Origin of the sequence: Streptomyces sp. NPDC051776, from assembly GCF_040681345.1 — a bacterium.
Classification (GTDB): domain Bacteria; phylum Actinomycetota; class Actinomycetes; order Streptomycetales; family Streptomycetaceae; genus Streptomyces.
This window is the reverse complement of record NZ_JBFAYQ010000039.1, coordinates 1-26,670: the sequence shown is the minus strand read 5'-3', so window position 1 is coordinate 26,670 and position 26,670 is coordinate 1. Positions and strand designations below refer to the sequence as shown.

Genomic DNA, 26,670 nt, shown 5'->3' with positions numbered 1-26,670 from the left:
TAGAACCACTGAAGACTTCGACGGCTCCACCCGCAGGCCCGACACGTCACTTCTCAGGCCAACGGCCCCCTGGGCGGTGACCGAGCGGCGACCCGTCGGACAGCGAGACAGGCGACGGACGACCGATCGCTACGGACCGGCGACGCCCGCATCGACGGGCTCCCCACCCGCATGAAGCATGTGACTGGCCACTGGCCGTTCGTGCAGCATCACGTCAACATGCTCGGCCGGTCCTTGCCAGCTTGCCGACCTGCCAGGCGGCCTGCGCCCTTGCGCGGGTCGGACAGCACCGACGAGGGAGCTGAGAGCCTGCTGTACGCCCACGGCCCCCAAGACCCGCCGCGCGCCCCCGGATGTGAGACTGAAGGCATGCTCCTCCAGTTCCTCACTGCGGCCGGCATGCTCGCCGTGCTGACGATGATCCCCGGGCCGGACATGGCCGTCGTGACGAAGCGGGCTGTCTCTTCCGGATGGCAGGACGGGCTACGGACGGTCGGCGGCATCACCGTGGGGCTGCTGCTCTGGGGGGTTCTCACGGTCGCGGGCCTCGCCGCGGTCCTGGCGGCCTCTGCCACCTCGTACACCCTGGTCAAGCTGGCGGGGGCCGCCTACCTGGTCTTCCTCGGCATCCAGGCGCTGATCCACAGCCGACACCTCCGGGCGAAGGCCGTGGGCACACACCCTGACGCCCCTACCGGCGCCGCCTGGCGAACCGGCCTGGTCAGCAACGTCTTCAACCCCAAGATCGCCGTCTTCTACACCGGTCTGCTGCCGACGCTGGCGCCGTCCGGACTTTCCCCCCACACCGGTATGGCACTACTTGTCCTCATCCACGCTGCGTTGACCGCCGTGTGGCTCGGCGGCTACGTGATGCTGCTGGCCAAGGCCCGCGTCTTCTTCCAGAAGCCTGCCGTGCGCCGGGCCATGGACCGCGTCACCGGCATCGTCCTGATCGGGTTCGGCCTGAAGGTCGCCACGACGCAGCCCTGACCACTCCATCATTCGGGGGGGGCGGAGGACCTCCGTCGGGGTGGTCGACCGGATCGATCAAGGGCTGGAGGTCCTTGGATCACCTGCCAACAGCGGTCCAGATCGCTGCGGGCGATGATCGCGTCAGCGGGGTCTGGTGCTCTTCCTTGTTCCCCTCGCAGGCGGTCAGGCTCAGGGTTGCCAGCAGGACGGCGCCTGCGGTGGCGGTAAGGGCTCGAATGCGCATGATGTCTCCGTGTCGTCTGCTGCTCGTACGGCCACACCGAGTCCCCGCGGCACTCGGACATGGCCACATCACGTAGTCAGTGAGGATCCCGTCCCCGTCGAAATGGGCGGGCCCGCCCAGAGCGCGGTGGACGCCCCAGGGATCAATCCAGGACAGGCCGGAGAAGACATCAGACGTCTGATGAAATGCCTAACCGATTCTCCACTTCTGCCGAGTCACGGCTCATCAAGCTCCACCGGATACCGACCAACCGGTCACAAACGGGCGCCAGCCCTCCGCCGACTACACCCAGCCCGGACAACGCCACCGGCTTCACCGCCCCATCAAAAGGGCCGGCAACCGGATCTTCGGTCCTCCCCTTGGCCCACTCCGCCAGAGCGGCCTTGCGTCACTTGAGCCGCCGCCGACCGTAACCCGGAGGCTCGATGCCTCCGGGGCTACGGCGACTTCAGCCGGACTTGATGTACTCGACGACGGTGGACTCCACTTCCAGCCCGGTGGCACGGCGGCCTCCGTCACAGCCGGGCGACGACAGTTCAGGCGTGCGTGGTGAACGAACTGGGTCGAGGAAGGAGCCATCGAGGTCCTTGCGCCGAGAGTGTTCAGTACTCCTGGCAGCGCGTCACCGCGCGCACCACCAAGCCGTCACACGAACTCGACCTCGATCCACGCTTGGGATCACCATCGCCCGGGCTCCTTCGTCGATCCGGCTCTCCGATCCGTGGGACACGGGAGTCTCCGGCAACCCCCCGATCAGCCCAGTAGCGATGCCGGGACCGCCGGGCGGACTTGTAGCCGGCGCTGAGGCGTTCCCACCGGGCGCGTCCGTCAGTTTCGTGCGGCCCGGGCACCGCGCTCTCGTCCGTCCCCGCGAGGGATACGGAGACGGACGTGGCGCCGCTCTGACTCAGATACGCGTTCAGACGCCGATGCCTATGGCGGAGACGTAGGCGTAGGCGATGTATTGCCGATTCGCTGTTGAGTGGCGGCTGTTGCCGGTTCAGCGCGCCAACTGTCAGCAGCTCCTGCGACCATCAGCGCATGTCTGCCCGTCCCCTGAGCACGCGGCCGCCGTCGCTCACGATCTGCTCGTGGTCGGCACCGACCTGGAGATGCAGCGTGCTCCACGTCCCATCGGCGCGGTGACGTTCGGCTGGCGTGCGGATCAAGCGGAGGCGACGATATGGATGTCAGTGGCCTCCACGTGACACATCACGACGACGCGCTCAGCCCTCCAACGCGGCCCGTTGGGCATCGGTTAACAGCAGAGGCGGAGTCTCGGTCCAGGACGACTCATGCCTGGCTCCACCCTTCGCATCGAATGCTGGGCTACTACGGTCTGGGCCACCCGGTCGGCGAAAGCGGGAACAGCGTCGGTCATTGGAGATCGGCGCAGACTCAGATGGCGAATCCACGGCGTTGGGGGCGGCCGAGCATTCCGGCCCTGATTAGGTAGAGGGGCAGATTGCGCACGGGGTGGCGATTGGGATCGGGGTTCTTGCCGTTGCCGAGGCGGCGCAGCTGTACGCCGTACCAGAGCAGTTCGCCCATGCCCTCGAACTGTTTGATGCCCAGCTTGCGGGGCCGTATGGGGCGGGCTCCTGATCCTCCTGCGAGCAGGCGCTGCGGCAGGTCGGGCTCCATGATCAGGGGGCGGCCGAGCCCCACGACGTCGATCGCGCCGCTCGTGATCGCTTCTGTCATCACCGACGTGCTGCGGAATCCGCCGGTGACCATGAGCGGCAGGTCGGCGCCCGCGTGTGTGATGGTGGTGCGTACCCGCTCCGCGTAGTCGAGGAAGTAGGCTTCCCGTGCACGCGTCGATGCGCGGATCGCGCCATCGGGAGCGCCCATGAAGGCGACCGACTCGAAGGTGCCGCCGGAGATCTCCAGCAGGTCGATGCCTTCCAGTGCCAGGGCCAGGACGACCTCGGTCGATTCGTCTTCGTCCATCCCTCCGCGTTGGAAGTCGGCGGAGTTGAGCTTCACGGATACTGGTGTGTGCGGGCCGAGTTCGGCCCGCACGGCGCGGACGATCTCCAGCAGCAGCCGCCGCCGCTTGACCGGTGTGCCGCCCCAGGCGTCGGTTCGGAGGTTGGTCAGCGGGGACAGGAATTGGCTGAGCAGATACCCGTGGGCGGCATGGATCTGCACGCCGGTGAAGCCCGCCGCCACGACCGTCCGCGCGGCGGTGGCGAAACGGTGGATCACATCGTCGATCTCGGCCGTGGTCAGAGCGCGGGGTTTGCCGTACACGCCCAGGGTCGAACCAGCGGTGATCTCAGAGGGCGCGACGGACCCGCCGTTGAGTGCGCGTGGCGCCTGACGGCCAGGGTGGCAGAGCTGCACCCAAGCTTGCCCGCCACCCGCGGTGGCCGCGGCGGCCCACTCGGCGAGCAGTTCGATGTGGCGGTCGTCCTCGACCGCGACATTGCCGAGCTCACTTAGCGCTCGGCGGTCGATCATCACATTTCCTGTGATCAGCAGTCCTGCGCCGGAGTCCGCCCAGCGGCGGTAGAGCCGGATCAGCTTGTACGTCGGTGCCTGGGTCCGGTCACTGAGTCCCTCGCTGAGGGCGACCTTGGCGATCCGGTTGGGCAGGCGGGCACCGCTGGGCAGCGTCAGGGCCGTGGTCAAGTCAATGGACATCATGCAGCTTTCTGTGGCGAGCGCGGGCTTCCGTGCTTCCCGTTTTGAGAAGCAACCTCTAGAAATATAGGCACCCTATACTTTTAGAGGCAAGGTGTTAGAGTTGAGACATGGCCACATCGACCTCCTCGGACCGCCTCACACCGGCCTCGTCGTCACCTCGGCAGAGCAGGCGCAAGGCGGCGACGCGCAAACGCATCGTCGACGCCGCGGAAGAGCTGTTCGCCATCGATCCAGAGGCCGCGACGGTGGCGCGGATCGCCGACGCTGCCGATGTATCGGTCGCGACGGTCTATCAGCACTTCGTCGGCCGCGACGACGTACACCTGGCGGTGGTCGAGCGTGCGGTCGCCGCCGCCAAGCACCACCTGCTGGCGGCCTACGACTCAGACGGCCCGCCGATGGTCCGCTTGGCCGCCGCTGCTGCCGCATACCTGCAGTTCAACTTGGAGAGCCCGCACCTGTTCAGGGTGATCAACCTCCGTCAAGGCCGGTCGACCTCCGACAACCCGGTCGCCCTCGTACTTGCCGACCAGGTCGATGAGCTGACCAAGAAACTCGCCGACGTGATCGAGCAGGCGGTCGTGGACGAAAGCCTGCGGCCTGTCGATCCATTGGCCACCGCGCGGTTCTTGTGGGGATCGATGAACGGCGTGTTCGGGCTCGCTGTCCGCCCCGACCGACTGCGGCTGACCTCGGCCGAGCTCCTGGAGACCGTCCTCCAGGGAACTCGGATCCTTCTCGAGGGTCTGGCGGGACCCGCCATCCGAGACGAACACGGACACATCAAGGCAGAGTTCCTCGACTACGCCGGATCCCAACTCGCCCGTCTCCTCGATCCGAGGCACGACGCCGCACAGTGACCAATCCCCGTGCTCTCCTCCGACAACGCCCACGAGCATCGAGCAATCATCACTCGTGCTGTGACGGCCTGGGTACTCTAGTCAGACATCGTTGCCTGAGCCGGCTTCTTCGGTAGTGGCAGTGGCGGGCGATGGCTTGGTGCTGTCTGCGTCACCGGGAGCGGTTCAGAGCATGGGTGTCTCGTCCGAGGCGGAGTGCGGGAGGGGGGAAGGAGCGTGTTGAGGAGAGGGAAGATTCCGCTCGGAAGCCGCCTTTGCCTCCTTCGCTGGCGTCTCGCCGATCCCTGCCTCGTCCGGGCTGACCAACCGACATCGGCTCACCGCAGCGGAGACCGGCAGCTCAACCGGGCCATCTACACGATCACCCTGATCCGGATGCGTCTCGACCCCACGACGGAGACGTATGTGGCACGCAAGGTCGCAGAAGGGATGCCCCCCCGTGTTGCCCAGCGATGCCTCAAGCGGGTGGTCTGCCGTCAGATCTTCAAGGCCGTTGAGTGCACCGATCGCAACCCACTCGGCAATGTCGAAGGACTCGCTCAAGCGGCTTGACAGGACATAGCAGCCTCGGGGAACGCTTTGGCCAAGCCGGCCCGCTCTCATGCATCCCACTGTGCGCTGCATGAGCGTCGGCACCGCGCCTTCGCCCCTACTGTGTTTGCGCAGGCCGTAGGGGTGGAGGCGCCGGCTGTCGTTTCGGCTGGCGTGGGGTGGTGGCGGTTGGTGTACTGGTTGAGGGAACACTGCGAGGCCTGGGGTGGCCTGGTGGTGCAATGCCAGTGAGTTCCGAGGTGAATGGTGATGCCGCGGGTGGCTGCACGGTTCGGGCTCGTTTCGCATAGGTGGCCGTTCACTGGACGTGATGAGGAGTTGCAGGCTTTCTCCAGGGTCCTCTCCGATGGTGACTATCAGGCGTTTGTGATTCATGGGGCGGCTGGGGTGGGCAAGTCGCGGCTGGCGGAAGAGTGCCTTTCCCTGGCCCGGGTCCGGGGGCATCGGTGCGGTCGTGCTGTGACGAACGCAGCGGCGGGTGTTCCGCTGGGCGCTTTGGCGCATCTACTACCGGAGGCCTTTGATGCCTCCGACCCTGCACCGGCCTTCCGCTCCGCGCGTGATGCTCTGGAGAGGGGGGCGGGCCGCGAGGGGAAGCGTCACGTGCTTCTGGTGGATGATCTGAATCTGCTGGATGAGACGTCGGCGACACTGATTGGCCAGCTGCTGGCCGCGCAGTCGGTTTTCTTGGTCGCCACGGTGCGATCCGGTGATCGTCTGGATCAAAGTGCTTCCGGGCTGCAGTCGGGAGATGCGGCCTTGCGTGTCGACCTGCTCGATCTGAGCCGGGAGAAAACCGAGCAACTGCTCACGGCCGTGCTCCAAGCGCCTGTTGAACCCCGGTCGGTGAGTCTGCTCTTCGATGGCAGTCAGGGCAACATGCTCTTCTTGCGGGAACTCATCCTGGGTGCCCTGCAATCGGGCACCCTTCTCCATGACGGTGAGATGTGGCAGCTGACCGGGCCCTTGGCCGGCACGCATCTGCTGGGGGATCTGCTGAGGAAGCGCAAGGAGAATGTGAGCAGGGCGGCACACGAGGTGCTGGAGCTCCTCGCGCTGTGCCAGCCGGTGGGAGTCGGAGAAGTTCCGGAAGCGGCGGTGGACGAACTCGCAGCAGCCGGACTGGTTGATATGACGCTGCAGGAACGTCGGCAACAACTCACCCTGACTCACCCGATGTACGGGGAGATCGTCCAGTCCGGGATCTCCGGATGGCGGCGGCGAAACCTGCTCCTGGAACAGGCCCAGCGAACGCGCGCCCACGGGGCGCGGCGACGCGAGGATGTCCTGCGCATAGCCAGCTGGGAGCTGACTGCCACTGGACAAGCAGAGCCACAGTTTCTGCTGCGGGGGGCGAAACTGGCCCGCTACGCCCATGACTTTCCCCAGGTCCGGGAGCTTGCCAGCGCCGCGTGCTGGGTGGACGAGGGCTGCTGGCCCCGCCTCCTTTTGGGCGAAGCCCTTTATGAACTGGGGGAACTTGAAGAAGCCGAGAAGGTACTCCAGCAGGCTGCAGACCGGGCCAGAGGCGAGGAAGAGCACATCCTCGTCGCGATGCAACGCATTCGCAACATGCTGTGGGGGCTGGAACGCCCCGAAGAGGCCCTGGAGATCACCACAGAGGCAGCCGAGAAGGTGACGTCCGCGGAGGGCCGTGCCGTGCTCGCCGCAGAACGGGGAAACATCCTCTGCACCTCCGGCAAGGTCCGGGAAGCACTGGATGTATTGGAAGGCCTGGAGGGCGCAGCCGACCACCCGAACCTGCGAGGCCCTTCGCAGTTCGCGCATGCGTACGCGCTCATCGCCAACGGCCGGGTCGAAGAAGGCCTGCAGAGTGCGCAGACCGGCTACGCCCAGCGTCTGCGGCTGAGCGAATCGGCAGCACTGCCCCATCCATCGCAGTACATAACTGCCATCACCTTCGGCCTGCAGGAAGCAGGCCGCCTCGAGGAAGCGTTCGCGCTCGGCCAGCAGAGCTGGGAGGACGCCTCCGCCGACCGCATACTCGTCGGACAGACCTGGAACGCAACCGCACTGTCTCGCGTCGCACTGATGCAAGGGCGGCCGGCCACTGCCCGGCGCTGGGCCGCCCAAGGTGCGGCATTGGCCCGTCAATATTCCTTCAACGGGCCCCTGTTTCTGGCGCTGGCCCGGCTCGCCGAAGCAGTGGCTCTCCTCGGCGACGTCGAAGCAGCCCAACGCGCCCTCGATGAGGCAAAAGGGCTGCGTCCTTGGAGCTCATTCGCGGCCGAAGAAGAGCGGGCGGAGGCATGGCTGGCGGCAGCCCAGGGTGACATCCCGCTCGCCCTGTCCATCCTCGCCCAGGGCGCCACCGTGGCACGCGAATCCTCTCTCACCAGCGAGGCGTGTGTACTGATGGATCAGGTACGGCTCGGCGATGCCCCGGCTGTCGCGGACCGCCTCGCAGAGATCGCCGGCATAGGGGACGGGAAGCTCACCGACGCACGCGCCCAGTACGCGACCGCATGCGTGAACGACAATCCCGAACAACTACAGGACTGCACCCGAAGGTTCAGCAGCTACGGAACAAACCTCCTGGCCGCAGAAGCTGCCACAGCCACAGCCCTGGCCTGGCAACGCAGAGGCTTCCCCCGCGAAGCGGCCGCGGCCCGCAGCCGCGCAGCAGACCTTGCCGCACAGTGCGAAGGAGCCCGGACACCTGGCCTGGTCGACGCATTTACAGTCACCCCTTTGACCCGCCGCGAAAAGGAAATCGCCCTCCTGGTCGCTGAAGGGCTGCCCAGCGCCAAGGTCGCCGAGCGCCTGATGATATCGAAACGCACAGTCGACAACCATCTGCAGAGCATTTACCGCAAACTCGGTGTCACCGGCCGACGCGCCCTGAAAGACACCCTGCAAACACCTGAGTCCCCCAGAATCCACGCCACATCCAAGTCCCCGCAGCCTGGGATACGCTGAAGGGGACGGCAAAAGGGTGAAGCCTGCTCGTCCGTGCATCCGGCGCGCGGTCCGCTTGAATTTTGGTGTTGGCGCCCTCGGTGGGGCCGTTGCTGTGCGGAAGCGTGAGCGCGGCGATGACGGCGTCGCAGTCTCGGTCCAGGCCCCGGGCTATGGCGTGAGCCAGTGCTTTTGTGTCACTGGCCAAGATCCATTACGCCTGGTTCGTGGTCTTCGGCCCGACTGGATATGGAACGGCCTTGGTGAGCTTGCTGGTCTGATGAGTTCAAGTTCGCGCTGCTCGGGGAAGTCTGCCCGCGTTCTCTTTATTCTTTGGAGGGAATTCCGTTGGCTGGTGCTTGCGGCTGCGCCGTGGTGTAGGAGGTGATGGGGCCATCGCCGTTGTCGGTGACCTGTGGTGTCCCCTGAAGTGCCAACTTCGATCCCTTGATGGTCCCGATCTGCTCACCTTTGTAACCGGAGTGCGAGGTGGAGCTGTATTCGAGGGGTACGAGGCCCGGTCCTGTGAAGCCTCCCTTTTCAAGGGCTTTGACGAGGGAGTCTCTAGTGAGGTCTTTGCCTGCAGCTTGTAGAGCCTGAGCGAAGGTGTAGGCCTGGGACATGCCGTAGACGATGTTCAGATCGAAGGGTGCCTTGGGGGTGTACTGGTTGTGGATGCGTCGGAAGAGCTTGATCCAGCTGTTGGAGGTTTCCGTGTTGGGCGGGAGATACGAGGCAGTGATGATGCCGTCCGCGAGATCTCCTGACCCTGCATTGCCGCCTACCTGTTTGGCGTACGTTTTCAGAAGTGTGTTCAAGTTGGTTGGGTCCGCGCTGACGCTGCTGACTACGGTGGTCGGCTTGTAGTTGAGCTTGAGCGACACCAGTTTGAAGAGTGCGGTGTAGGCGGGAAGAGCGAAGATCACCACAACGTCGGCCTTGCTTGCAGCGATGGCTGATACCTGTGGCGCGATGTCCGTGCCCTTGGGCTGATAGCTTTGGCGGCTGACGACCGAGTCCGCGGGGAGAGCTTTGTCGAGGCCCTCGACCCCTTCATTGCCGAAGTCGTCATCTTGGTAGAAGTACGCGACCTTCTTGCCCGGGTACTGATGCTTGATGTGGTTGCCGAGGATTTTTCCTTCGATGATGTAGTCGGGTTGCCAGCCGAAGGTCCGCGAGTACTTGCGGGGGTTGTCCCAGCAGGCGCATCCTGAGCCGACGAACAGGTCCGGGACTTTCTGTGCGTTGAGGAAGTCGATGACCTTTGTGTGTGTGGGCGTGCCCAGCCCTCCCATCATGGCGAAGATGCGGTCTTCGAGGACGAGTTCTTTGCTGGCTGTGACCGTCTGTGTGGGGTTGTAGGCATCGTCACGATAGCGATATTCGATCTTGCGGCCGTTGATGCCTCCTTCGGCGTTGACGTGGTCGAAGTAGGCCTTGGCGCCTTTGGAGATGTTGCTGTACCCCGGTGCCGCCGGGCCGGTCAGCGGCTGGTGGCTACCGATGACGATCGTGTCGTCCGTGACACCTTGCGTGGCGCCACTGTCAGATCCGTCACCGCAGGCGCCGAGCAGGCACACCAAACCGGTGAGCGATGCGATGACCCGCAGCTTCACTCTGCTTCGTCCAGTTCTCTTCATGTCGCCTTCCTCAAAAATCTGGTGGTGACTTGGGTGGTTTGCGCCGGCTGCGGTATGACACTCGTTCACGGGCGCCTGCGAAGGGTTCGAGTGAGGCGTGCAACTGCCCCGTGGATCCCTTGCGGGAATACGATGATCGAGAGCATGAGCGCCAGGCCGTAGAGTGCGAGCGGAAGGTTGTCGTAGAAGCCCTGGGAGAGGTGGAGGGCTTCGGCAACGTTGCTCGCCCATTGGGGCAGCAGAACCAGAACGGCTGCCCCGCAGACGGCACCGGTCAGGCTTCCCAGACCGCCGATCACTGCGCCGGCGAGGAGGGAGAGCGACAAGGCCAGTGCGAAGGCACCGGGGGCTGCGACGGATGTGATGATGGCGAGCAGGCTGCCTCCCAGGCCGGCGCATCCGGCGCTGACGATGAAGGCGAGCACTCTCAATCGGGCAACACGGATTCCGCAGAGGGAGGCAGAAACCTCGTCGTCCCGTGCGGCACGCCAGGAGCGTCCGGTGCGGCTGTGTTTGAGGTTGGCGAGCAGGATCAGCACTGCGGTGGCGCATGCTACGGCGATCCATGCGTGCCAGCGTTCGAGCGGGATCTGGGATGCAAGGCCTGCTGGGGGTACGGGTGGGGCGACGACCAGACCATTTTCGCCGCCGAGGGTGTCCCGGAAGGGGTGGTAGTTCGCCAGTGCGGGCAGCCCCACTGCGAGAGTCAAGGTGGCGCCGGCCAGGTAAGGGCCCTGGAGGCGAGCCGTCGCGGTGCCCACCAGCGCTCCGGTCAGTGCAGCCGCTGCAGTGCCGCCGGCGAGCGCCGTCGGCATGGGCCAGTGCAGGTCGGTGAGCAACAGGGCGGTTGCATAGGCCCCGACGGCCATCAGTGCGCCGTGTCCCAGGGAGATCTGTCCGCTGGTACCGGTCAGGACGGTCAGTCCTGCAACGCCGCACAGATAGCCGGCGCCTGTGGCGAGCTGGAGGTTCTGATAGGGAGCAAACGCCAGCGCGCAGGAGCATGTTGCGAGCGCTGCCAGCGCTCCCAGCAGAAGATGCCGGGCAAGGGTCCGGCTTGCCACAACCCGCCGCACCTGCGCGGCGCTGTTGCGGGTCATCGTCGTGGCGGAGGAAAGAGGGGAAGTGGGCACCGCGTCACACCCGTCGCGCGGAAGTTCGTCCGAACAGGCCGCTGGGGCGGACTGCCAGAACCACGATGAGCAGGACCAGCGCTCCCAGTAGGGCCGTCTCCGACCCCAGATAGCCCGATACATAGGAGAGAGTGAGTCCGACCAGCAGTCCGCCCACGACGGCACCGGAGAGGCTGTCGAGTCCTCCGACGATGGCGGAGACGAACCCGAACACGAGCACGGCGTCGAACTGGTTGGGGCCGACGAAGGTCGAGGGTGCTACCAGGACTCCGGCGACTGCCCCGAGGGCTCCGGCAAGAGCCCAGCTGAGCGTTGAGACACCTGCGATTCGGACGCCGAACATGCGGGCCACCTCCGGCGCGAAAGCGGTGGCGCGCATACGAAGCCCCACGGCCGTGGCATGGAAGAGCACGACCAGGAGTGCCACGATGGCGAGGACGGTGGTGATCGTGAACAAGTCGGACGGTGAGAGCAGCAGGCGAGCCTGTCCGATGGCGAGTCCCCTGACGCTGAGAGCTGAGGGGAAGGATCTGGGTGTTCCACCCCACACCATGCCGGTGACAGCCTGGAGAAACAGCAACAGGCCGAGGGTGACGATGAGGGCGTTCAGCGCAGCGGTGTGCTCCACACGCCGCATTAGCACGATTTCGACTACCGCTCCGATGAGGAAGCCGGAGATCACCGCGGTGGTGAAACCGGCCCAGTACGATCCGGTTTCATTGATCACTTCCAGTGCGATGGAGGTACTGATCAGCAGCATGCCGGCCTGAGCGAAGTTCAGGATCCGGGTTGCTCTCCAGATGAACACCAAAGCGAATGCCATGGCTGCGTAGATGAATCCACTGGTCACGCCGCTCAGGGTCAGGTTGAGGAAATACATCAGAACCCCAGGTAGACGTGGCGTAGTTCGGCTGCGGTGGCCAGTCGTGAGGCTGCGCCTGTCACAACGACCCGTCCGAGGTTCAACACCACCCCGCGGTCGGCAATGGACAAGGCACTGTGCGCGTTCTGTTCCACCAGGAGCACCGTGATGCCCTGCAGTTGCGACAGCTCTCTCAAGACAGCGAAGATTTGTGCGACAACCTGTGGGGCGAGTCCCAGTGACGGCTCATCGAGGAGCAGCACCCGAGGGCGGGCCATCAGTGCGCGGCCGATGGCAAGCATCTGCCGCTCTCCCCCCGAGAGGGTTTCAGCGAGATGCCGCCGCCGCTGCGCCAGAGGGGGAAAGAGGTCGAACACCTGATCAAACCCGGCCGCTGTGTGGGCTCTTCGTTCCCGGAAGCCCCTCCACAGGCCGCCGAGCAAGAGGTTGTCCTGCACGCTGAGTTGGGCAATGACCCCGCGCCGTTCGGGAACATGCGCGAGCCCGAGTCGCACGATGTGCTCCGGCGGCAGCCCGGTGATGTCGACCCCCTCCAGTACCACCCGGCCAGCACGGGGAGACACCAGGCCGTGGATGCAGCGCAGCAGGGTGGTCTTGCCGGCGCCGTTGGCACCCAGCACAGCAGTGATGCACTTCTTGCCCACCGTCAAGGACACCTCATCCAGCGCGGTGGCCCTGCCATAAGTGACAACGAGATCACGAATTTCGATCATGGAATTTCGTGCCCCGGCGGTGGGGGTGTGCCAACCGGGGCACCGAGGTAGGCCGCCACGACCTCGGGATTGCTCCGTACTTCACCAGGTGTTCCGCGCGCGATAGCCCTTCCGGAGTCCAGAACAAGCACCTTCTCGCAGACGCTCATGACGAGATCCATGTGGTGCTCCACGACGACGATCGCCATCCGCTCATGTAGCCCCGTGATGAGCGCTTGGAGATCGCGCATTTCGGTGTGCGACAGGGCGGCAGCGGGCTCATCCAGCAGCAGCAGTTCGGGCTCACTCACCAGCGCGCGAGCCAGTGCTACCCGCTTCTGCACTCCGTGGGGCAGTTCAGTGGGCATCCGGTCTTCTGTGTCGGCCACGCCCAGGTCGTGCAGAGTGGTACGCGCTCTGTCTGCCAGATGGCGTTCGTCGCGGTCGGAGCGTGGAAGACCAAGCAGGGCGGAAAGGAAGCCGCTCCGCGCGCCTGTCGTCGCGCCGGCCATCACGTTCTCCAGTGCGGTCAGACCGGGGAACAACCCGAGACCCTGTAGGGTCCGGGCGATGCCCAGTCCGGCCAGCTGATGGGGCCGGGGCCACGGAAGGCGGCGGTCCTTCCAAAACAGCGCGCCACCGGTCGGCCGGACAAATCCACAGACGGCATTGAACACGGTGGTCTTACCTGCTCCGTTCGGCCCAATGATTCCGAGCACGTCATCGGTTCCCACCGACAACGACACGCCTTCGAGTGCAGACAGCCCTCCGAAGGAGACGCTCAGATCTTCGATCCTCAAAAGGTCACCCACCCCTCCCCCTCCGTCAGGAGTCTGCCAGGACTATGCGGGCAAGAATGCATGGTCCTGTGCAGAGTTCTCAGCGCGCTGTCGGCACGGGAAAGCGGCAAGGCGTCACGCTGCTGCTCCGCTGCTGCTCCCATCCATCGCCTCCCGCCAATCCAGGCCTATATGGCCCGTTTGCCTACATCATCTTAGATCGCAGATCCTTGTCGAATACGGGCCTGCGTCGTCGTGTCTGATGCACGCTGCCTGGAGGCTGTGACGATTCCCCCGGGCATAACAAGCGATGCCAGGGTGACAGCTGGCTCGTAGCCCCAGGCCTGTCGGCAGCAAAGCCAAGCGGTACTCGTGGCAGACAGGGGCCTTTCCCCACCTGAACCGAGCAAGCCCACCGGCAGAAATTATCGTGATCGGTACCGGGCAGCCTCAATGGGAGTCTGGGCCGGGACGGTGGGCATGGGCGTGCTTATCCTGACCGCATTCGGCTTCGGACCGACCGTTGCCTGATTGGCTGATGTGCCACGGCGAGCCGATGCGTGTGCGGTCTTGGACCGTGTCCTACATGGTGAGGTTGCGGAAGCGTTTGTAGCAGCAGAGGGCGGCGGCGAGGCCGAGAAAGGCCAGGTAGTTGCGGGGATGGCGTTCTATCGGTGGTTGAGTCGGCGGTACCCGGTCAGGCAGGACATGATGCGTTCGATGACCCAGCGATGCCGGCCAAGCGCGAAGAGTTCTCGACGCCGTGGTGTGCGATGCGAGGCGTGATACCCCCTTCGCGGAGCCATCGGCGCAGGTGGGATAGTCGTAGCCCTTGTCAGCGCGTAGGCGCCTTCACCCGAGGTCTCGGGTGACGAACGCGGTGGCGAGGATGCGCCGGGTGCCACGCTCGACCTCGTCAAGCAGCCATAGACAGGGGGGAACTCCAGGGTGTCTCCGGAGGGTTTCGAACAGCCGGCGCAGCGGGCCGTCCGGACCCTGCGTCGCGTCCTGGCCGAAGACCGACGCAGCCGGGCGCATCGGGGCGGGCAGGCCGAGGCGCGCCGCTGTCGTGATCGACCGCATGATGACGGACTACTCCTGCAACGGGACCCCTGGTACTTGATCACATGGCTCGACACCACAGTGCTCTACCAGAGGTCCCGTTATTTCGTCATCACCGGCTTGACGAACCACCGACCGGCCAAACGCAACCAGCGTTGTCCTCAACAAAACTTGGCGATCATGAATACTGAGAGAACCCCGGTGTCAGTGTTGCGCTCACCCACCCTTCCGATGGTCTCGCCACGGCCTCAGGAGAACGGATCGAATGGAATTCCACCAGGCTTGGCCTTCATGAGCTCAGATGAGAAAGCGCTGTCCTTGAGCCCGAAGTTTGCTTCGCCGAAGTCAGCCTGCGTCAGGATATCCCGGACGCCATCGGGGTAGTAGTCCCAACCCACCAATGCCGGGTATTGCCATTTCCCGTAGTGATTCTCCGGGGTTTCATCGAAGGCTGCGCGACGGAACGCATGCGTTCCTCCGCCATCCTTGTGATAGACGACCTTCGCATGGCTTTCCTCCCAAGCGACCTCACTGCGAGGATGGGTTGAGTAGCCGCCGTGCGCAGAAGTGGACACATACCGGGGAATGCCATCCTTTACCCAAATGAGGATGTGTTCCCAATCGTGTCGGTGACCGAAGGCATCGAGGCCAGCGACGACTTGGTCTTTCTCGAAGTAGTAGGCGTACATGAAGGCACACCAGCCGTTGTTGCACTTCTTGCGAGAGTACGAGTTGGTACTATCCAGATCCCATATGTCCCGGCAGTTGCCGTTCAGCGCGCCGGAGTTGTTCAGCCCTTCAGCAACTCGCCCGTCAGGCCCGATAGCCGGTGTGGGGTAGCATCCGTCTCCATCGGAGTCTGTGGCTGGCTGGAACTGGCCTTCGTCGAACTCCCATACCGACGGAAGTGCTTGAGGTGGCTCAGCGGCGAACGCGGATGAAGGGAAAGCGAAGACCAGGACAACAGCACCGAGTAGGGCTCGTAGTGCGATTGAGCGACTGAATCTTCGTCGATTTTTAGTTGACAGGGTGTCAAAGACTGGCAAGTTCTACTTCTCCTGACGGCCCATGGGAATCCCATGGTCTTTAATATGGGACGGTCGAAGTGGAGGCTCTACGAAATGACGCACCTTCACGAGTTTCTAGTGAAGGCGCCGGTCTTTGTGTGAGATGGAGAGAGTCAATGAATCGGCTCCTCTTGGGCCTCATCGTTGTAGTTGTGGTGCACCCCCAACATCCGCCAAGTGGCGGATTGCTCTCAATAATCGACAACCTTTCACTCGTCCGATCCTCGGCAGCCCGGAGATGACTCTCGTCATGAAGCCGGGGAGGCCATCCAGAAGTGAGCATGACCTCCAGCGCATACGTCAGCAACTGTGGACCTTCGAGCCGTACTTGCCCCGGCCGACAGGATTCGGACCGGTCAGCTCCTCCTTTTCAGCGCCCGCATGTTCACCGAGTCGATCGCGCAGGGAGACCAGTCAAGATCGCCCGGGAGAGGCGCTCGCCCAAACCCCGAACGGCCGCACGACCCCAACAGCGGATCGTGTCGGGAAATTGGCGGTGCCTGGACTCGGCCGACGATCAGCTCACCGTGTGGTTCGAATAGCTCATCGCCCGGCTCAGCATCCGCGGCGAACGGAAGAACAGACCCGCAGTTCATTGCGGCATGCTCGCGCCGGTAAGCGCCGATGTGATCCGTCCGTGTCTGTCCCCGATGACATGAGATGGCCTGGTCCGGGGCCGACCAGGGCCGGTGCGGGGCACTCGGATCGCTTACATCATCGTTGTGAACCGGGTGCAGTCGTTGGTGTTGCCGCCGATGACCACCAGGGCGAACGGGCGGCCGAAGGCATCGCAGGCCGGATGAATCTTGCTGGCCAGGCCGCCTCGCGACCGTCCAAGCGCCCGGCGCCCCGTTTCGGGCTCCGGCGGCGTGGTGGTGGGCCCGCACGACCGTGGAGTCGACCGACAACAGTCAGTCGATGTCTCCGGCCGCATCCGCCTTCGCCTGCGCCGCCTGGAACAGCCGCTCGAACGTGCCGCCATTGGCCCGTCGGCGAAGCGGGAGTGCAGCGTGGCCCGTACGGAACTTCCACACGAACCCGTTGAGGACCGTCCGGTCGTCCGACCGCTTCTCAGCGCTGGCCCAATTTCTCAAGAGCCCGCGCGGATAGGCGGCGTGGAAAGCCTCAGCATCATGTGGCTCGGCGAACCGCCCACATGCATGGCGAAGGGCCAACAAGGTGAACCTCGTCAGCCTGAAGCCCGGAAAGGCACCCCACATCACAGAGGGCAGGTCTGATTGTGCGCGACCCAATCTGACGGCCAGTTCGGCAGATCCCTGTCCTGATGCTGCCGAAAACCCGTCCCGCCTCCGCACCGGCAAAACATCCGAGGAGCAGGAACAACGATGGCGCCCGATCCGACTATCGCCCATGTGACCATGAGCCTGGCTGCCTTCGCAGCCACCGGGGCCACCCCGCGTCCGTCCGGGGAAACCCTGGAGCAGCAAACCAAACGCATCATCACCGGCATCAACGCGCAACTGAGCGATCGCAGCCTTGCGACGCAGGGCGCGTGGGAGCTGGTGTGGCTCGCCTTGAGCGAGGCCAACGCCAATATGGCCTACCTCGCACGAAGCACCAACGGCTCGAACGAGTTCGCCGTGGTCGCTCGCGGAACGGACGCCGATCTGACCGACATCCTCGAGGACCTCGACGTCGGCACGGTCGTCCCGTTCCCCGAAAGCGGATCGCCGAAGTCCATCACCGTTTCCAAGGGGGCGATGGATGCGTTCCAACGGGTTACCAAAGCCCGCTCGATCGCCTCACCCACCCCGAACGCCACGCTCGCTCAGGCTCTCGCTGTCGCCCTCAAGGCGGCGCCCTCCTCGCCGCAGCCGACCGTCTATCTGACCGGTCACAGCCTGGGTGGTTGCATCGCCACCATGCTCGCGCCGTACCTACAGGCACAGACCCTCCCGAAACAGCCGAGGTTCGCGGTGATCACCTATGCCGCTCCCACCGCCGGCACGCAGAGCTTCGTCGACTACTTCAACTCAGTGCCGTGGATCATCAACGAGCGCCAGAACAATGCCTACGACCTGGTACCGCACGCGTGGGCCGATCTCGACACCACCGCCGGCTGGTACCCGAACCCGGGACCGCAGGCGACCAACGAAGTGAAGCTGCTCATCGGGACGATCTCCAAGCGCACCAAGGGCAACGTCTACGTCCAGCCCGGCACGCTCTACCCGATGAACACCAGGTACACCAGCCTTGCCAAGAACCTGGTCAACAAGACCACCCAGGACTTCCTCGGCCAGGTCGCCTTCCAGCACGCCAACTCCACCTACCTGGACCTGGTGGGGGCGCCTGCCGTCCCTTCACCGCCGGTGGTGACCGACGTAAGCCCCACCTTCGGCGCCGCAGGCGACACGGTGACCATCAACGGCAATGATTTCAGTCCGGACAGCAAGGTCGACTTCGGCCACTTCGCCTGCGCCGACGATGACACCGTCATCGACCCCTCCGGCCTCAAGATCACCACCAAGGTCCCCAACGGAACAGGCGTCGTCCACGTTCGCGTCACCAACACCCTCGGCACCTCCCCGGCCGTCGCCATGGGGCAGTTCGCCTATGGCGGTCCTGCACCTGTGGTGGTCAGTTCGGTCAGTCCGACCAGCGCAAAGGTCGGCACCCCGGTCACCATCAACGGCTCGGGCTTCGCCAATGGCGCCACCGTGCACTTCAAGGACAAGGCATCCGACTCGGTCGAGTTCGTCTCCACCGGCCAGATCACCGCAACAGCACCCGGTCAGCTCGACGTCCAACAGACGGTGAACATCACCGTGACGGTCGGCAAGGCCACCTCTCCCACCAGCCCGGACGACGAGTTCACCTACACCGGACGGTAGCCTCCGCACGCCCCGCACCAGGGGTAGCCCCTCGAGCAGCCCGGACCCCTGGCCGCCGACAGCCGAACCTGCCGGGCGAGGGATCGCCGCAGGGCCGTTCGCCCTGCGGGGGGGCAGGCCACGGAGCAGTGCGGCGGGGCTGCCCCGGGGAGCGGCGGCGACCACCGCGTCCTCGCGGATTTGGTCGACGCCGACGGTGCCCTGCCGGCCATCGAACCCGGGGTACTGTTCGAGGGCGACGACCTGGGCAAGTGGCTGGAGCTGCAGAAGGTTCCGGGCACCTGGGCGCACCCGTCGGCCGAGCAGCAGGAGCGGCTGTCCGCGCTGGGCGTGCAGCCGGCCGAAGCGCCGTCTCCCGCCCCGGCAGCCACGTGCGCCGAAGGCTCGAGTAAGGCGCAGCAGCCGTTCCAGCGGGGCGTGGAGGCGCTTGCGCAGTGGGTGGAGAGGGATGGCGCGGACCGGCCGGTGCCGCGCGGTCACAGCGAAGAGATCGCGGGCGACGGCAAAACGGAGCCGATGCTGGACGTGTGGGTCTCACACACGCCTCGTAGTGTCCTGCCAGGCCGAACTGGCAGCAGTTGGTGACGTTCCGGTGCGAGTGACGCGCCGGAGCCTCCTCATGAGGACCGCAAGGGGTCCGTTCGGCCCACTCGGGCAGGGCGGCGGTGCGTCCATGAATCACCGCCGGCCGTAGCCCCGGAGGCTCTATGCCTCCGCGGCGTAGGCTGCGTCTTCGCCGACGCGGCGGGTAAGCCGGTCCAGCGTGGCTACGGTCTTCAGTCTCGGCGTGCCGCCACAATTCCTGGCTCACGGGACGCGACGGGCATCCACAGAGCCAGCCTGGCGCTGATGCAGAGTCACTTACGAAGTGCGTGCGTGGACGCCGACCGCAACCACTTTGGCAGCCGCGAACTGCGGTCCAGGCTCCAGGTGTTGGCGCCCCGGCAACAGGTATGCGGGGGAGCGCTTGCGGACGATTCGCCAAGGCATCGGGACATGTTCGGGTGGGACGGTCAGCTCAATTCGCCGTGGACATCCCCTCATCGCGGTTCAGCCCTACCGGGTTCCGAATTCTCCCCCCGGGACCTTGCGTGGCAGGAGCAAGGTTGCCACCAACGTTGCCAGGAACACGACACCGAAACCGAGATAGAGGGAAGCAGAGACGGCTAGGGTCACAGACTCCTTCAGTTCAGGAAGCAGGTCCGCCGGGATACCGGCGGGCAATTTTGCCTGGTTCTGTATCGTTACCGCCTTGCCGATCGAGCGCTCCACTTCGTGAAGATGGCTGATCGGGATACGGCCGTCGCGCTGGAGGACGGCCGAGAGGCTTGAGCCCTGCACGTGTGTAACGACCGCGCCCATGACTGCAAGTCCAAGCGCGGCACCCATCCCACGAGTCGTTTCGAGAACGCCTTGTGCCTGGCCGCGCAGTTCTGGTGGTGTCACGTTGAAAGCGTCAGTAAATAGCGGGGCAATGAGTATGCCGATCCCGGTCCCAACCGCAAGGGAGGATCCCACCAGCCACGAGTATGACTCATAGTGAAGAGTGACCGCGGCACACAGGAGCCCGCCGGCCAGCAGCATTCCTCCTGCTCCCACGGGCATACGGGAACCCACGCGGTCGTAAAGTGCACCGCCCAAGGGAGCACAGAGGAGCACGGGCAAAATGATGGGCAGCGCAAACAGGCCGGACTTGATGGCTGAGAAACCGAGAACGTCCTGCATCCAGATGACAAAGAAGACTTGGAACCCCAAGACTGAAAACTGAATTGCTGTGAGCAGTCCGGCGTCGGCACTGAAGTTGCGCAGGGCGAACAACCGGACCTGGATCAACGGATCAGCCAGACGCGATTCCCGTTTGATCACGGTCACGAGGATGAGTGCACTGGCCGCCAATAGAGAGATGAAGGTCGGCGAGAGCCATCCCCACTCCCTGGACGTCATCACAGCAAATACCAGGCCCCCCAAACCGAGCATGATCAATGGTGCACTTCCCCAAGGCACAGGACGGTGTCTCATCTTGCCGGCAGGTAGAAGCATGCGAGCGAGAGCCAAGCAAGCCAGCCCGAGGGGTAGGTTGATGTAAAAGATCGCTCGCCAGGAAAACGTCGTGATCAGTAGTCCACCGATCAACGGCGCCATACCCATGAAGAGTGTGGACGCGCTGCCGGAGATCCCCACTGCACGACCTCGCTCCTGCTGGCCGAACTGGGAAGCGAGAATCGTCTCGGAATTTGGCCGAATCAATGCCGCGCCCGCGCCTTGGGCAGCGCGCGAGGCGATCAGCCAACCGGTCGACTGGGCCAGGCCGCCGGCAGCCGAGGCCGCAACGAAAAGCAACATACCGACACGCAGGACGAGCAAGTGACCGACAGCGTCTCCGGCCCGCCCGCCCAAGGCGACCAATCCAGCGTAGGTGAGGAGAAAGGCGTTGACGAACCACTGCAGATCAGTAGGCGAGGCGTCGAACTCCCGTTGCATCGCAGGAAGTGCGACGAGAACGGCCAGAGCATCGATCCCGATGATCGCTCTGGCCACGATCATGGCGCCCATAACCCACCATCGGTGGTGCTCCTCCCTGACGCGCAGTCGCCTCAACGCAAACCTTCCGGAGATCCCTTGCGGCCAACGAGCCCCAGGCTAGGGGCTATGAGTGTTCGAAAGCCCGGAGGCACACTCGCAGTTCATTGCCCAGCAGGCGACGCCGACGTCGATCTCATACCCCACGACGCTTCTCGGTCTCCACCGAGCGGGATCGCAATGGTTCGGGTCGAGGGCCTTCAGATAGCACTGAGCCTCTCTCCTCAAGGCTCCGCATCTGACTCCCGACCTGGACAGACCAAGGCGTCGCTACTCCATCGGAACAGGAATTGATGACTCAGGCTGGATTAGGCACCGGTGCCGACTTCAGCGCATTGCCGGGACGTCAGGCATTACTGACCGAAGCGCCCGGGTCGGGTCGCAGGATCCCACCCCTACGGTGGGTCGCCCTTCCCGGTTCAGCCGGGGCACCAGCGGTGGTCAGCCTCCTCTGGGAGCAGTCAGCGCGTGGGCCTGGGGAAGACCGTGATCAGACAGGATTCGTTGCCCCGACGGGGGCACTACCTTCGCCTACGGTAGGCACCGCGCGGGGCAATTGTTCGGCGACACGCGGCCCCGGCTGGAGCGACCGCACGTGCGAGGGCGCTGCTCTTGCCGCCGTGGCGGGGGTTGTCTGCTACACCACATCCGGACGCGAGTGCTGCAAAGCGCGACGCCGGGCTCGAAGACGATGACGCCGCTTGGGCCTCTGCGAAATGGGGTACCGACGTTGAGCGTAGTCAGCTATATACGGTTCGGTCTGCGTGGGGCAAATATTGAGGCCACTGCGGAGATTCACGACCCGGCAGAAGGTGCGTGCGCTTCCAGCGCCGGTCTCCTCAGCTCGACGAACGCACAGGCCCAAGATGTCGAGCGTTGGGCCCAAGGTGCGATAAGCGTGCGTTCAGAGGGGTTTTTGTTGTTGATTCATATACGGTTGCATCGCGGCTCACTCTGCTTCAGTGATCGCCTCGCATCCAGCACCCTGCTATCGACGAAATTGAGACCTAATTGATTAGATCGAACATGCACGAACTAAACGTCACTGCTTCGAGGAGACTCACGATCGGAGGCCTACTCTGGACGTCGCTGATTCAGATCTTCGCGGTAAATGCGATTGTCCTTTCCCATGCTTCGAGTCAGAACCTGGAAGACCACATCATTTCGGCGCTCGGAGTTACACATTGTGGCCGTATTGAAGGGTTTCGCTTTTGTTCGCCCTGGCATGAAGCCGCCGACGTCGCATGGATCGTTGGGGGGCTCTCCCTCTGCCTGGGAGCTGTACACAATGCGGCGATCTTTACACCAAGCCGTGTCAGGAATCTGGCGTTCGGTGCACTGATCGTGAGCGGACTTGGCCTCGTATCCACTGGCATGAATCCATACAACCTACGACCTACCGAGCATCTGCTGTCCGCCGGGGTCTGCTTCTTCAGCGGGGCGGTGGGCGTCCTGTTTCTGGGGAGCCTCTTCCGGGGGGCGAACCGGCCTTACTGGGGCGCGATCGGCATCGCCTGCGCTGTTATGTCGATCATCGCCGCCACGCTCACGGCGCTCAGACCGGACCCCGGGGTTCAAGGGGTTTTCGAGCGAGTGTCTGCATGGCCCAGCCTTCTGTGGCTCATCGGCACGGGATTGTTCATCACCGTCTCCGCGCGCAGAGCAGCCGGGAGCGGTGTCGGGTGACGCGCAGCACAGGGCCTTGTCCAGCTGCCCCAACGAGCTCGTGCATGGTCGGCGGCGGCACGTCGAGACCTTGATCGTCGATCATGGTGGGTGATGCGGAACCGGACGCATGCAGCGATCATCTGCAGTTCAGAGATCACCGGGCTGGACTCTGCGGTGATCGTCGAACTCGTAGCAGATATCGGCTCGTTGTGCCGCGAACGGCACCAGGCAGCACTCGCCTCACGACCACGTCGGCGAACTGTCGGTGCTGGTGCCTGACACAAGCTCGTCGTTGTCGGTCGGCTCCTGACCACGCTGGTCCATCTCCGCCACGGCGCCACCCATGAGGTGCTGGCCTGCTGGTTCGACGTCAACCGCTCCACCCATCAAGCCTGCGATCAGTGAAGTGCGGCCGCCCCTGGCACAGCAGGGCTGCACCATCGCGCCCGGCCTCCGGCTCCGCACTCTTGCCGAGGTGGTCGACCACTTCGGCAAGAACGAGAAGACCGGAATCACGGGCGCCGCCCCGCGGGCTGGCAAACGCAACCGTGGCGGCCTACGAGGGCCTTCTGCCCGCCGTGTGACCAGGTGGCTGTGCCAGGCCTGATCAACGCCGACCCTCTCCTCCTCCCCCGGATAGTTTCAGGCCACTCCCGCAATGCCCAGCCCGGGCCATGGCTGGGCCCTGACTGGGCTTTCCCGTGTGGACACGGCCGGTGGAGCGAAACTGTGGCTTCCTGCCACCTGAGTCTTCCTGAACCGCAACGAACACGTCCTGGGCTGTCTACGCCGAGTAGCAGTCCGAGAACTCCGGGTGCCAACCCCTGGCTTGTCAGATTCGATTCCGCGAGTTATATAACCAATTATCGCTATATGGGCATCTGAGTCTGCAGAGAGGTGTGGTTGTGATGCTCATGCGAACGGATCCCTTCCGTGAGCTGGACCGGCTGACCGAGCATGTGCTGGGGACCGCTGCGCGGCCCGCGGCCATGCCGATGGATGCGTTCCGGGACGGTGACACCTTCATTGTCGAACTGGATCTGCCCGGGGTGGCCCCGGAGAGCATCGACCTGGACATCGAGCGAAACGTGCTGACCGTCAGGGCCGAGCGCCGCCCGAGTGCCGCCGAGGACGCCGAGTTCGTGGTCACCGAGCGCCCTGCGGGAATGTTCAGCCGTCAGCTCTTTCTGGGCGAGACCCTGGACACCGAGCGCGTCGACGCCTCCTACGAGGCCGGCGTCCTGCGGTTGCGCATCCCCGTCGCCGAGCAGGCAAAGCCCCGCAAGATCGCCGTAAGCGGCGCCGAGTCACGCAAGCAGATCAGGAGCGGCTGACTCCCGCGTCAACGGCAGGCAGGGGCTCACGACAGCAGCCGTCGGCCCCTGCCGTCCTGACCGGGTCACCCCTCGCGCGGGTGCGGACTACCGGAGGGAGACGATGCGTACCCCATGGGAGACGTTCCTGACAGCGGTCCATGACCGGGGCCAGTACCCCACCCGAGCCGAGGCCGAGCGCGCAGCCCGCGTCGTCCTGGCGCTGCTGGGAGCACACTTGGTAGGAGACGTACGGGCCCGGCTCGCCGCCCGGCTCCCCGAGACCCTGGCGCTCATCCTGCTCAACCCCCTGCAAGCACACGAACCCCTCTCCCCGCAACGGTTCGTACGGGCCACCGCGGCGTGGATCGAAGGTGCCACCGAAGGAACCGCGGCCTGGGACGTCAGCGCCGTCCTGAGCGTCGTGGCCGACACCATCAGCGACGATCTGCTCAACCAGCTGCTCCTTCAACTCCCAGCTGGTTACGACCTGTTGTTCGGCAAGCCGTTCCGCGGGCCACGCTGATCGCCGCCCGCTCTCGGAGAGCCGACCTGGCCGGCACTTCCGTCAGGTCTTCTGCGGCACACAGGCGGGCAAGCTCCCGGTCATGCGCTGTTGACGGGCTCGCGCCGAAATTCGGGCACGCCCCGCTACGCCTTCCGGGGTTGGCAGCAACACCATGGCGAGGGGTTGATGGAAGTGGTCGCGGTGCCGGCTGCTCAAAGGGCGTGGCGTCAGGTGAGGCGCCGTTGGTGGTTGCTGTCCCGGCGGAGCTGGTCGGTGTGCCGGTTGATGCCCTCGATGCGGGCCGCGAGGTCGGGGTGGCTGTCCTGCAGGTGCGAGTGCGTATCGGCGAGCGGACCGACCAGACCTGCGGCGTCGTCGGCGGCCAGTGCATGGTCCAGGTCCCCGATGGGTGCACGTGCCGAGGTGGGGAGGTCGGTGAGGGCGGTGATCTGCCCGGCGAGGCGGCGCAGGTCCGCTGCGTTGCGGCGGGCCCAGACATCGACGCTGCGATCGGCGGCGCGGCGGTCGCGTGTGGCCTGGATGCGCTGTTCGCCGGTGCTGCCTGCGGCGCCGGGGCGCAGACGCAGATAGCGGCGTTCGGCGGCCTGGCGGCTGGCGACTCCGAGCGGCTGGGCCAGCTGGGCCCAGCTGGCCCCTGCAGTGCGGGCCGCCTCGATCAGGCCTGTCTCCCAGGCGGCCAGGCGTTCGCGCACGTCACGGAGCAGTGCAAGGGAGGCGAGCGCCTGCTCCGCGTCCGAGCCCCTGTCCTCCTCGCTCGGCGCGCCCGCTTCGGCGGCATGTGCGATGCGTACCGCTGTGGCGATGTCGATCAGTGCCTGGTGGGTGGCGAGAAGAGCCTGGACCCGGCCCCGCTCTGGAATTTGCTCGGCTTGGTCCACGGCGGCCTCCCGGATCGTCAACGTACAGGCGACTTTACAGTTGTCATCGTTTCGATGACATGATACAACCGTTTCAAGTGAAGCGCATTGGCTGAGTTTTCAGCGAGCCGATGGAGGTGTGACCCCGATGTTGATGCGCACTGACCCCTTCCGTGAACTGGACCGTCTGGCCCAGCAGTTCATGGGAACGACAGGGACCTGGTCACGGCCGTCCTCGATGCCGATGGACGCCTACCGCGAGGGCGACACCTACGTGATCGCCATGGACCTGCCCGGTGTGTCCGCCGACGCGATCGAGATCGACGTCGAGCGGAACACCCTGACCGTCAAGGCCGAGCGCCGGCCCCTCGCGCACGCCGAGGACGCCCAGGTCAATGTCTCCGAGCGCCCTCTGGGCGTGTTCGCCCGCCAGGTCATGCTGGGCGACAGCCTGGACACCGAGAACATCCGGGCCCACTACGACGCAGGAGTCCTGACCCTGCGCATCCCGATCGCCGAGCGGGCCAAGCCCCGCAGGATCACCGTCACCGCGGCGGACAGCGACCAGAAGCAGATCACCACCTGATCCGCTCGGTCACCGCGCAGAGCACTCGGCCGGGATGTGCCCGGGGGCGGGGGTCCCTCCCCTTCACCCCTGCCCCCGACGCACAGCCGGCCCAGGCGCAGACCCGGCCCGGGCGCACAGACGGCCCAGGCGCACAGCTGCCCAGGCACAGCCGGCCCAGGCGCCTGGGCGCCTGACGCCGACCGACCGATCGTCGTGCGTGCACCGTCGGCACGCCCCGGCCGGGCGCTCTGCCACCTGATCGAGCCCAAGCGTCCTACGCCTGCGAAACCACTCCTACGCGAGAGAAGAAAGGCGGCCTTGTGCCATGTGCGCCCAGCCCCATTTCGACCGTCCGGCCCCCGGCATGACTTACGAGCAGATGCTGGAGCGCGTGCGCTACGACGGCGCGTACTCCACCCGGGAGCAGGCCGAAACGGCCGTCAGCACCGTACTGGCCGCCCTCGGGCGCCAGCTCGCGGGCGATGAGCGCGTCGACCTGGACCGCCCGCCTCCCCACCGAGGCCGCACTGTGTTTCACCCGGCAGGTCCCGGCCACCGAACGCCTGGCCGGCTGGAAATTCGTGAAAGACCTCGCCGACCGGACCGGCGGCACTCCAGCGACCAGCCGCTGGGACGCCGGTACCGTCCTCAACCTCGTCGCCGAACTCGCCGGCCACGAACTCCTCACCCGCATCCTCACAAAACTCCCCAGCGGATACGCCCTCCTGTTCGGACGAGCCGAACTCATCCAAGCCGCCTAATGGGACTTGCCGGGTCGTAGAAACTCGGTGCCGTAGCCGCCAGCAGGTGAGCACTTTCATCGCCTGAAGCACGTGACTTCTGAGGTC

21 protein-coding genes and 6 pseudogenes are annotated in these 26,670 nt (G+C 65.0%); 12 read left to right on the top strand and 15 right to left on the bottom strand.

Annotation, left to right across the window (positions count from 1 at the left end; translation table 11 throughout):
- The first annotated feature begins 369 nt into the window (after nt 1-369).
- Entirely contained in the window at nt 370-990 is a 621-nt protein-coding gene (locus tag AB0M26_RS24830; RefSeq protein WP_365264031.1) for a LysE family translocator, read from the top strand.
- A 79-nt stretch (nt 991-1,069) separates the two neighbouring features.
- Here AB0M26_RS24830 and AB0M26_RS24825 read toward each other — a convergent pair whose 3' ends face one another.
- From AB0M26_RS24825 to AB0M26_RS24815, 3 genes are all read right to left on the bottom strand, one after another.
- Entirely contained in the window at nt 1,070-1,216 is a 147-nt protein-coding gene (locus AB0M26_RS24825) for a hypothetical protein (protein ID WP_365264030.1), read from the bottom strand.
- Nucleotides 1,217-2,250: 1,034 nt separating this feature from the next.
- Nucleotides 2,251-2,385 (bottom strand): hypothetical protein, encoded by a 135-nt coding sequence (locus AB0M26_RS24820; protein ID WP_365264029.1) that lies wholly within the window; start codon nt 2,383-2,385, stop codon nt 2,251-2,253.
- Nucleotides 2,386-2,614: 229 nt separating this feature from the next.
- A complete protein-coding gene (locus tag AB0M26_RS24815; RefSeq protein ID WP_365264028.1) occupies nt 2,615-3,868 on the bottom strand; it encodes an NADH:flavin oxidoreductase/NADH oxidase family protein in 1,254 nt (417 codons plus the stop codon).
- A gap of 107 nt (nt 3,869-3,975) precedes the next feature.
- Here AB0M26_RS24815 and AB0M26_RS24810 point away from each other — a divergent pair, with 107 nt between their 5' ends.
- From AB0M26_RS24810 to AB0M26_RS24800, 3 genes and pseudogenes are all read left to right on the top strand, one after another.
- Nucleotides 3,976-4,728, top strand: a complete 753-nt coding sequence (locus AB0M26_RS24810; protein WP_365264027.1) for a TetR/AcrR family transcriptional regulator — start codon at nt 3,976-3,978, stop codon at nt 4,726-4,728.
- A 274-nt stretch (nt 4,729-5,002) separates the two neighbouring features.
- A pseudogene (locus AB0M26_RS24805) lies at nt 5,003-5,098 on the top strand (hypothetical protein); the annotation flags it as partial.
- Nucleotides 5,099-5,523: 425 nt separating this feature from the next.
- Nucleotides 5,524-8,220 (top strand): LuxR C-terminal-related transcriptional regulator, encoded by a 2,697-nt coding sequence (locus tag AB0M26_RS24800; RefSeq protein WP_365264026.1) that lies wholly within the window; start codon nt 5,524-5,526, stop codon nt 8,218-8,220.
- A gap of 9 nt (nt 8,221-8,229) precedes the next feature.
- Here AB0M26_RS24800 and AB0M26_RS24795 read toward each other — a convergent pair.
- The 10 genes and pseudogenes from AB0M26_RS24795 to AB0M26_RS24750 all read right to left on the bottom strand — a co-directional run.
- Nucleotides 8,230-8,404, bottom strand: a pseudogene (locus AB0M26_RS24795) (transposase); the annotation flags it as partial.
- A 121-nt stretch (nt 8,405-8,525) separates the two neighbouring features.
- On the bottom strand, nt 8,526-9,839 hold the full coding sequence (locus AB0M26_RS24790) for an ABC transporter substrate-binding protein (protein ID WP_365264025.1): 1,314 nt from the start codon (nt 9,837-9,839) through the stop codon (nt 8,526-8,528).
- 65 nt (nt 9,840-9,904) lie between these two features.
- Nucleotides 9,905-10,939: a branched-chain amino acid ABC transporter permease gene (locus AB0M26_RS24785; protein ID WP_365264024.1), complete on the bottom strand. Its 1,035-nt coding sequence runs from the start codon at nt 10,937-10,939 to the stop codon at nt 9,905-9,907.
- A gap of 37 nt (nt 10,940-10,976) precedes the next feature.
- Nucleotides 10,977-11,822: a branched-chain amino acid ABC transporter permease gene (locus AB0M26_RS24780; protein ID WP_365264023.1), complete on the bottom strand. Its 846-nt coding sequence runs from the start codon at nt 11,820-11,822 to the stop codon at nt 10,977-10,979.
- A 29-nt stretch (nt 11,823-11,851) separates the two neighbouring features.
- On the bottom strand, nt 11,852-12,568 hold the full coding sequence (locus AB0M26_RS24775) for an ABC transporter ATP-binding protein (protein ID WP_365264022.1): 717 nt from the start codon (nt 12,566-12,568) through the stop codon (nt 11,852-11,854).
- On the bottom strand, nt 12,565-13,359 hold the full coding sequence (locus tag AB0M26_RS24770; RefSeq protein WP_365264021.1) for an ABC transporter ATP-binding protein: 795 nt from the start codon (nt 13,357-13,359) through the stop codon (nt 12,565-12,567). The genes AB0M26_RS24775 and AB0M26_RS24770 overlap by 4 nt, the downstream gene beginning before the upstream one ends.
- Nucleotides 13,360-13,908: 549 nt before the next feature.
- Nucleotides 13,909-14,209 (bottom strand): annotated as a pseudogene (locus tag AB0M26_RS24765) (transposase); the annotation flags it as partial.
- 427 nt (nt 14,210-14,636) lie between these two features.
- Nucleotides 14,637-15,380, bottom strand: coding sequence for an NPP1 family protein (locus AB0M26_RS24760; RefSeq protein WP_365264051.1), 744 nt, complete (start codon nt 15,378-15,380; stop codon nt 14,637-14,639).
- An 835-nt stretch (nt 15,381-16,215) separates the two neighbouring features.
- Nucleotides 16,216-16,363, bottom strand: a pseudogene (locus AB0M26_RS24755) (IS5/IS1182 family transposase); the annotation flags it as partial.
- A 3-nt stretch (nt 16,364-16,366) separates the two neighbouring features.
- A complete protein-coding gene (locus tag AB0M26_RS24750) occupies nt 16,367-16,549 on the bottom strand; it encodes a hypothetical protein (protein ID WP_365264020.1) in 183 nt (60 codons plus the stop codon).
- Nucleotides 16,550-16,801: 252 nt separating this feature from the next.
- On the opposite strand from AB0M26_RS24750, the gene AB0M26_RS24745 reads away from it, so the two are divergent.
- The gene (locus tag AB0M26_RS24745; RefSeq protein WP_365264019.1) at nt 16,802-18,307 is read left to right on the top strand and encodes an IPT/TIG domain-containing protein; all 1,506 of its coding nucleotides are present in this window, start codon (nt 16,802-16,804) and stop codon (nt 18,305-18,307) included.
- A 162-nt stretch (nt 18,308-18,469) separates the two neighbouring features.
- A pseudogene (locus AB0M26_RS24740) lies at nt 18,470-18,850 on the top strand (helicase associated domain-containing protein); the annotation flags it as partial.
- 513 nt (nt 18,851-19,363) lie between these two features.
- On the opposite strand, the gene AB0M26_RS24735 reads toward AB0M26_RS24740, so the two are convergent.
- Nucleotides 19,364-20,860: an MFS transporter gene (locus AB0M26_RS24735; protein WP_365264018.1), complete on the bottom strand. Its 1,497-nt coding sequence runs from the start codon at nt 20,858-20,860 to the stop codon at nt 19,364-19,366.
- A gap of 1,053 nt (nt 20,861-21,913) precedes the next feature.
- Here AB0M26_RS24735 and AB0M26_RS24730 point away from each other — a divergent pair.
- The 4 genes from AB0M26_RS24730 (at nt 21,914) to AB0M26_RS24715 (ending at nt 24,394) form a co-directional block, all read left to right on the top strand.
- Nucleotides 21,914-22,573, top strand: coding sequence for a hypothetical protein (locus tag AB0M26_RS24730; RefSeq protein ID WP_365264017.1), 660 nt, complete (start codon nt 21,914-21,916; stop codon nt 22,571-22,573).
- A 288-nt stretch (nt 22,574-22,861) separates the two neighbouring features.
- Nucleotides 22,862-22,960: a transposase family protein gene (locus AB0M26_RS24725; protein WP_365264050.1), complete on the top strand. Its 99-nt coding sequence runs from the start codon at nt 22,862-22,864 to the stop codon at nt 22,958-22,960.
- A gap of 503 nt (nt 22,961-23,463) precedes the next feature.
- Nucleotides 23,464-23,889 carry an Hsp20/alpha crystallin family protein gene (locus AB0M26_RS24720; RefSeq protein WP_365264016.1) on the top strand — a complete coding sequence of 142 codons (426 nt, stop codon included), beginning with the start codon at nt 23,464-23,466 and terminating at the stop codon, nt 23,887-23,889.
- Between the two features lie 103 nt (nt 23,890-23,992).
- Nucleotides 23,993-24,394, top strand: coding sequence for a DUF2267 domain-containing protein (locus tag AB0M26_RS24715; RefSeq protein ID WP_365264015.1), 402 nt, complete (start codon nt 23,993-23,995; stop codon nt 24,392-24,394).
- Between the two features lie 209 nt (nt 24,395-24,603).
- Here the strand turns inward: AB0M26_RS24715 and AB0M26_RS24710 are convergent, their stop codons facing one another.
- Nucleotides 24,604-25,200 (bottom strand): type III effector protein, encoded by a 597-nt coding sequence (locus AB0M26_RS24710; protein ID WP_365264049.1) that lies wholly within the window; start codon nt 25,198-25,200, stop codon nt 24,604-24,606.
- A 202-nt stretch (nt 25,201-25,402) separates the two neighbouring features.
- On the opposite strand from AB0M26_RS24710, the gene AB0M26_RS24705 reads away from it, so the two are divergent.
- Both AB0M26_RS24705 and AB0M26_RS24700 read left to right on the top strand, forming a co-directional pair.
- The gene (locus AB0M26_RS24705) at nt 25,403-25,840 is read left to right on the top strand and encodes an Hsp20/alpha crystallin family protein (protein ID WP_365264014.1); all 438 of its coding nucleotides are present in this window, start codon (nt 25,403-25,405) and stop codon (nt 25,838-25,840) included.
- Between the two features lie 307 nt (nt 25,841-26,147).
- Nucleotides 26,148-26,487, top strand: a pseudogene (locus tag AB0M26_RS24700) (DUF2267 domain-containing protein); the annotation flags it as partial.
- Between the last annotated feature and the right edge of the window lie 183 nt (nt 26,488-26,670).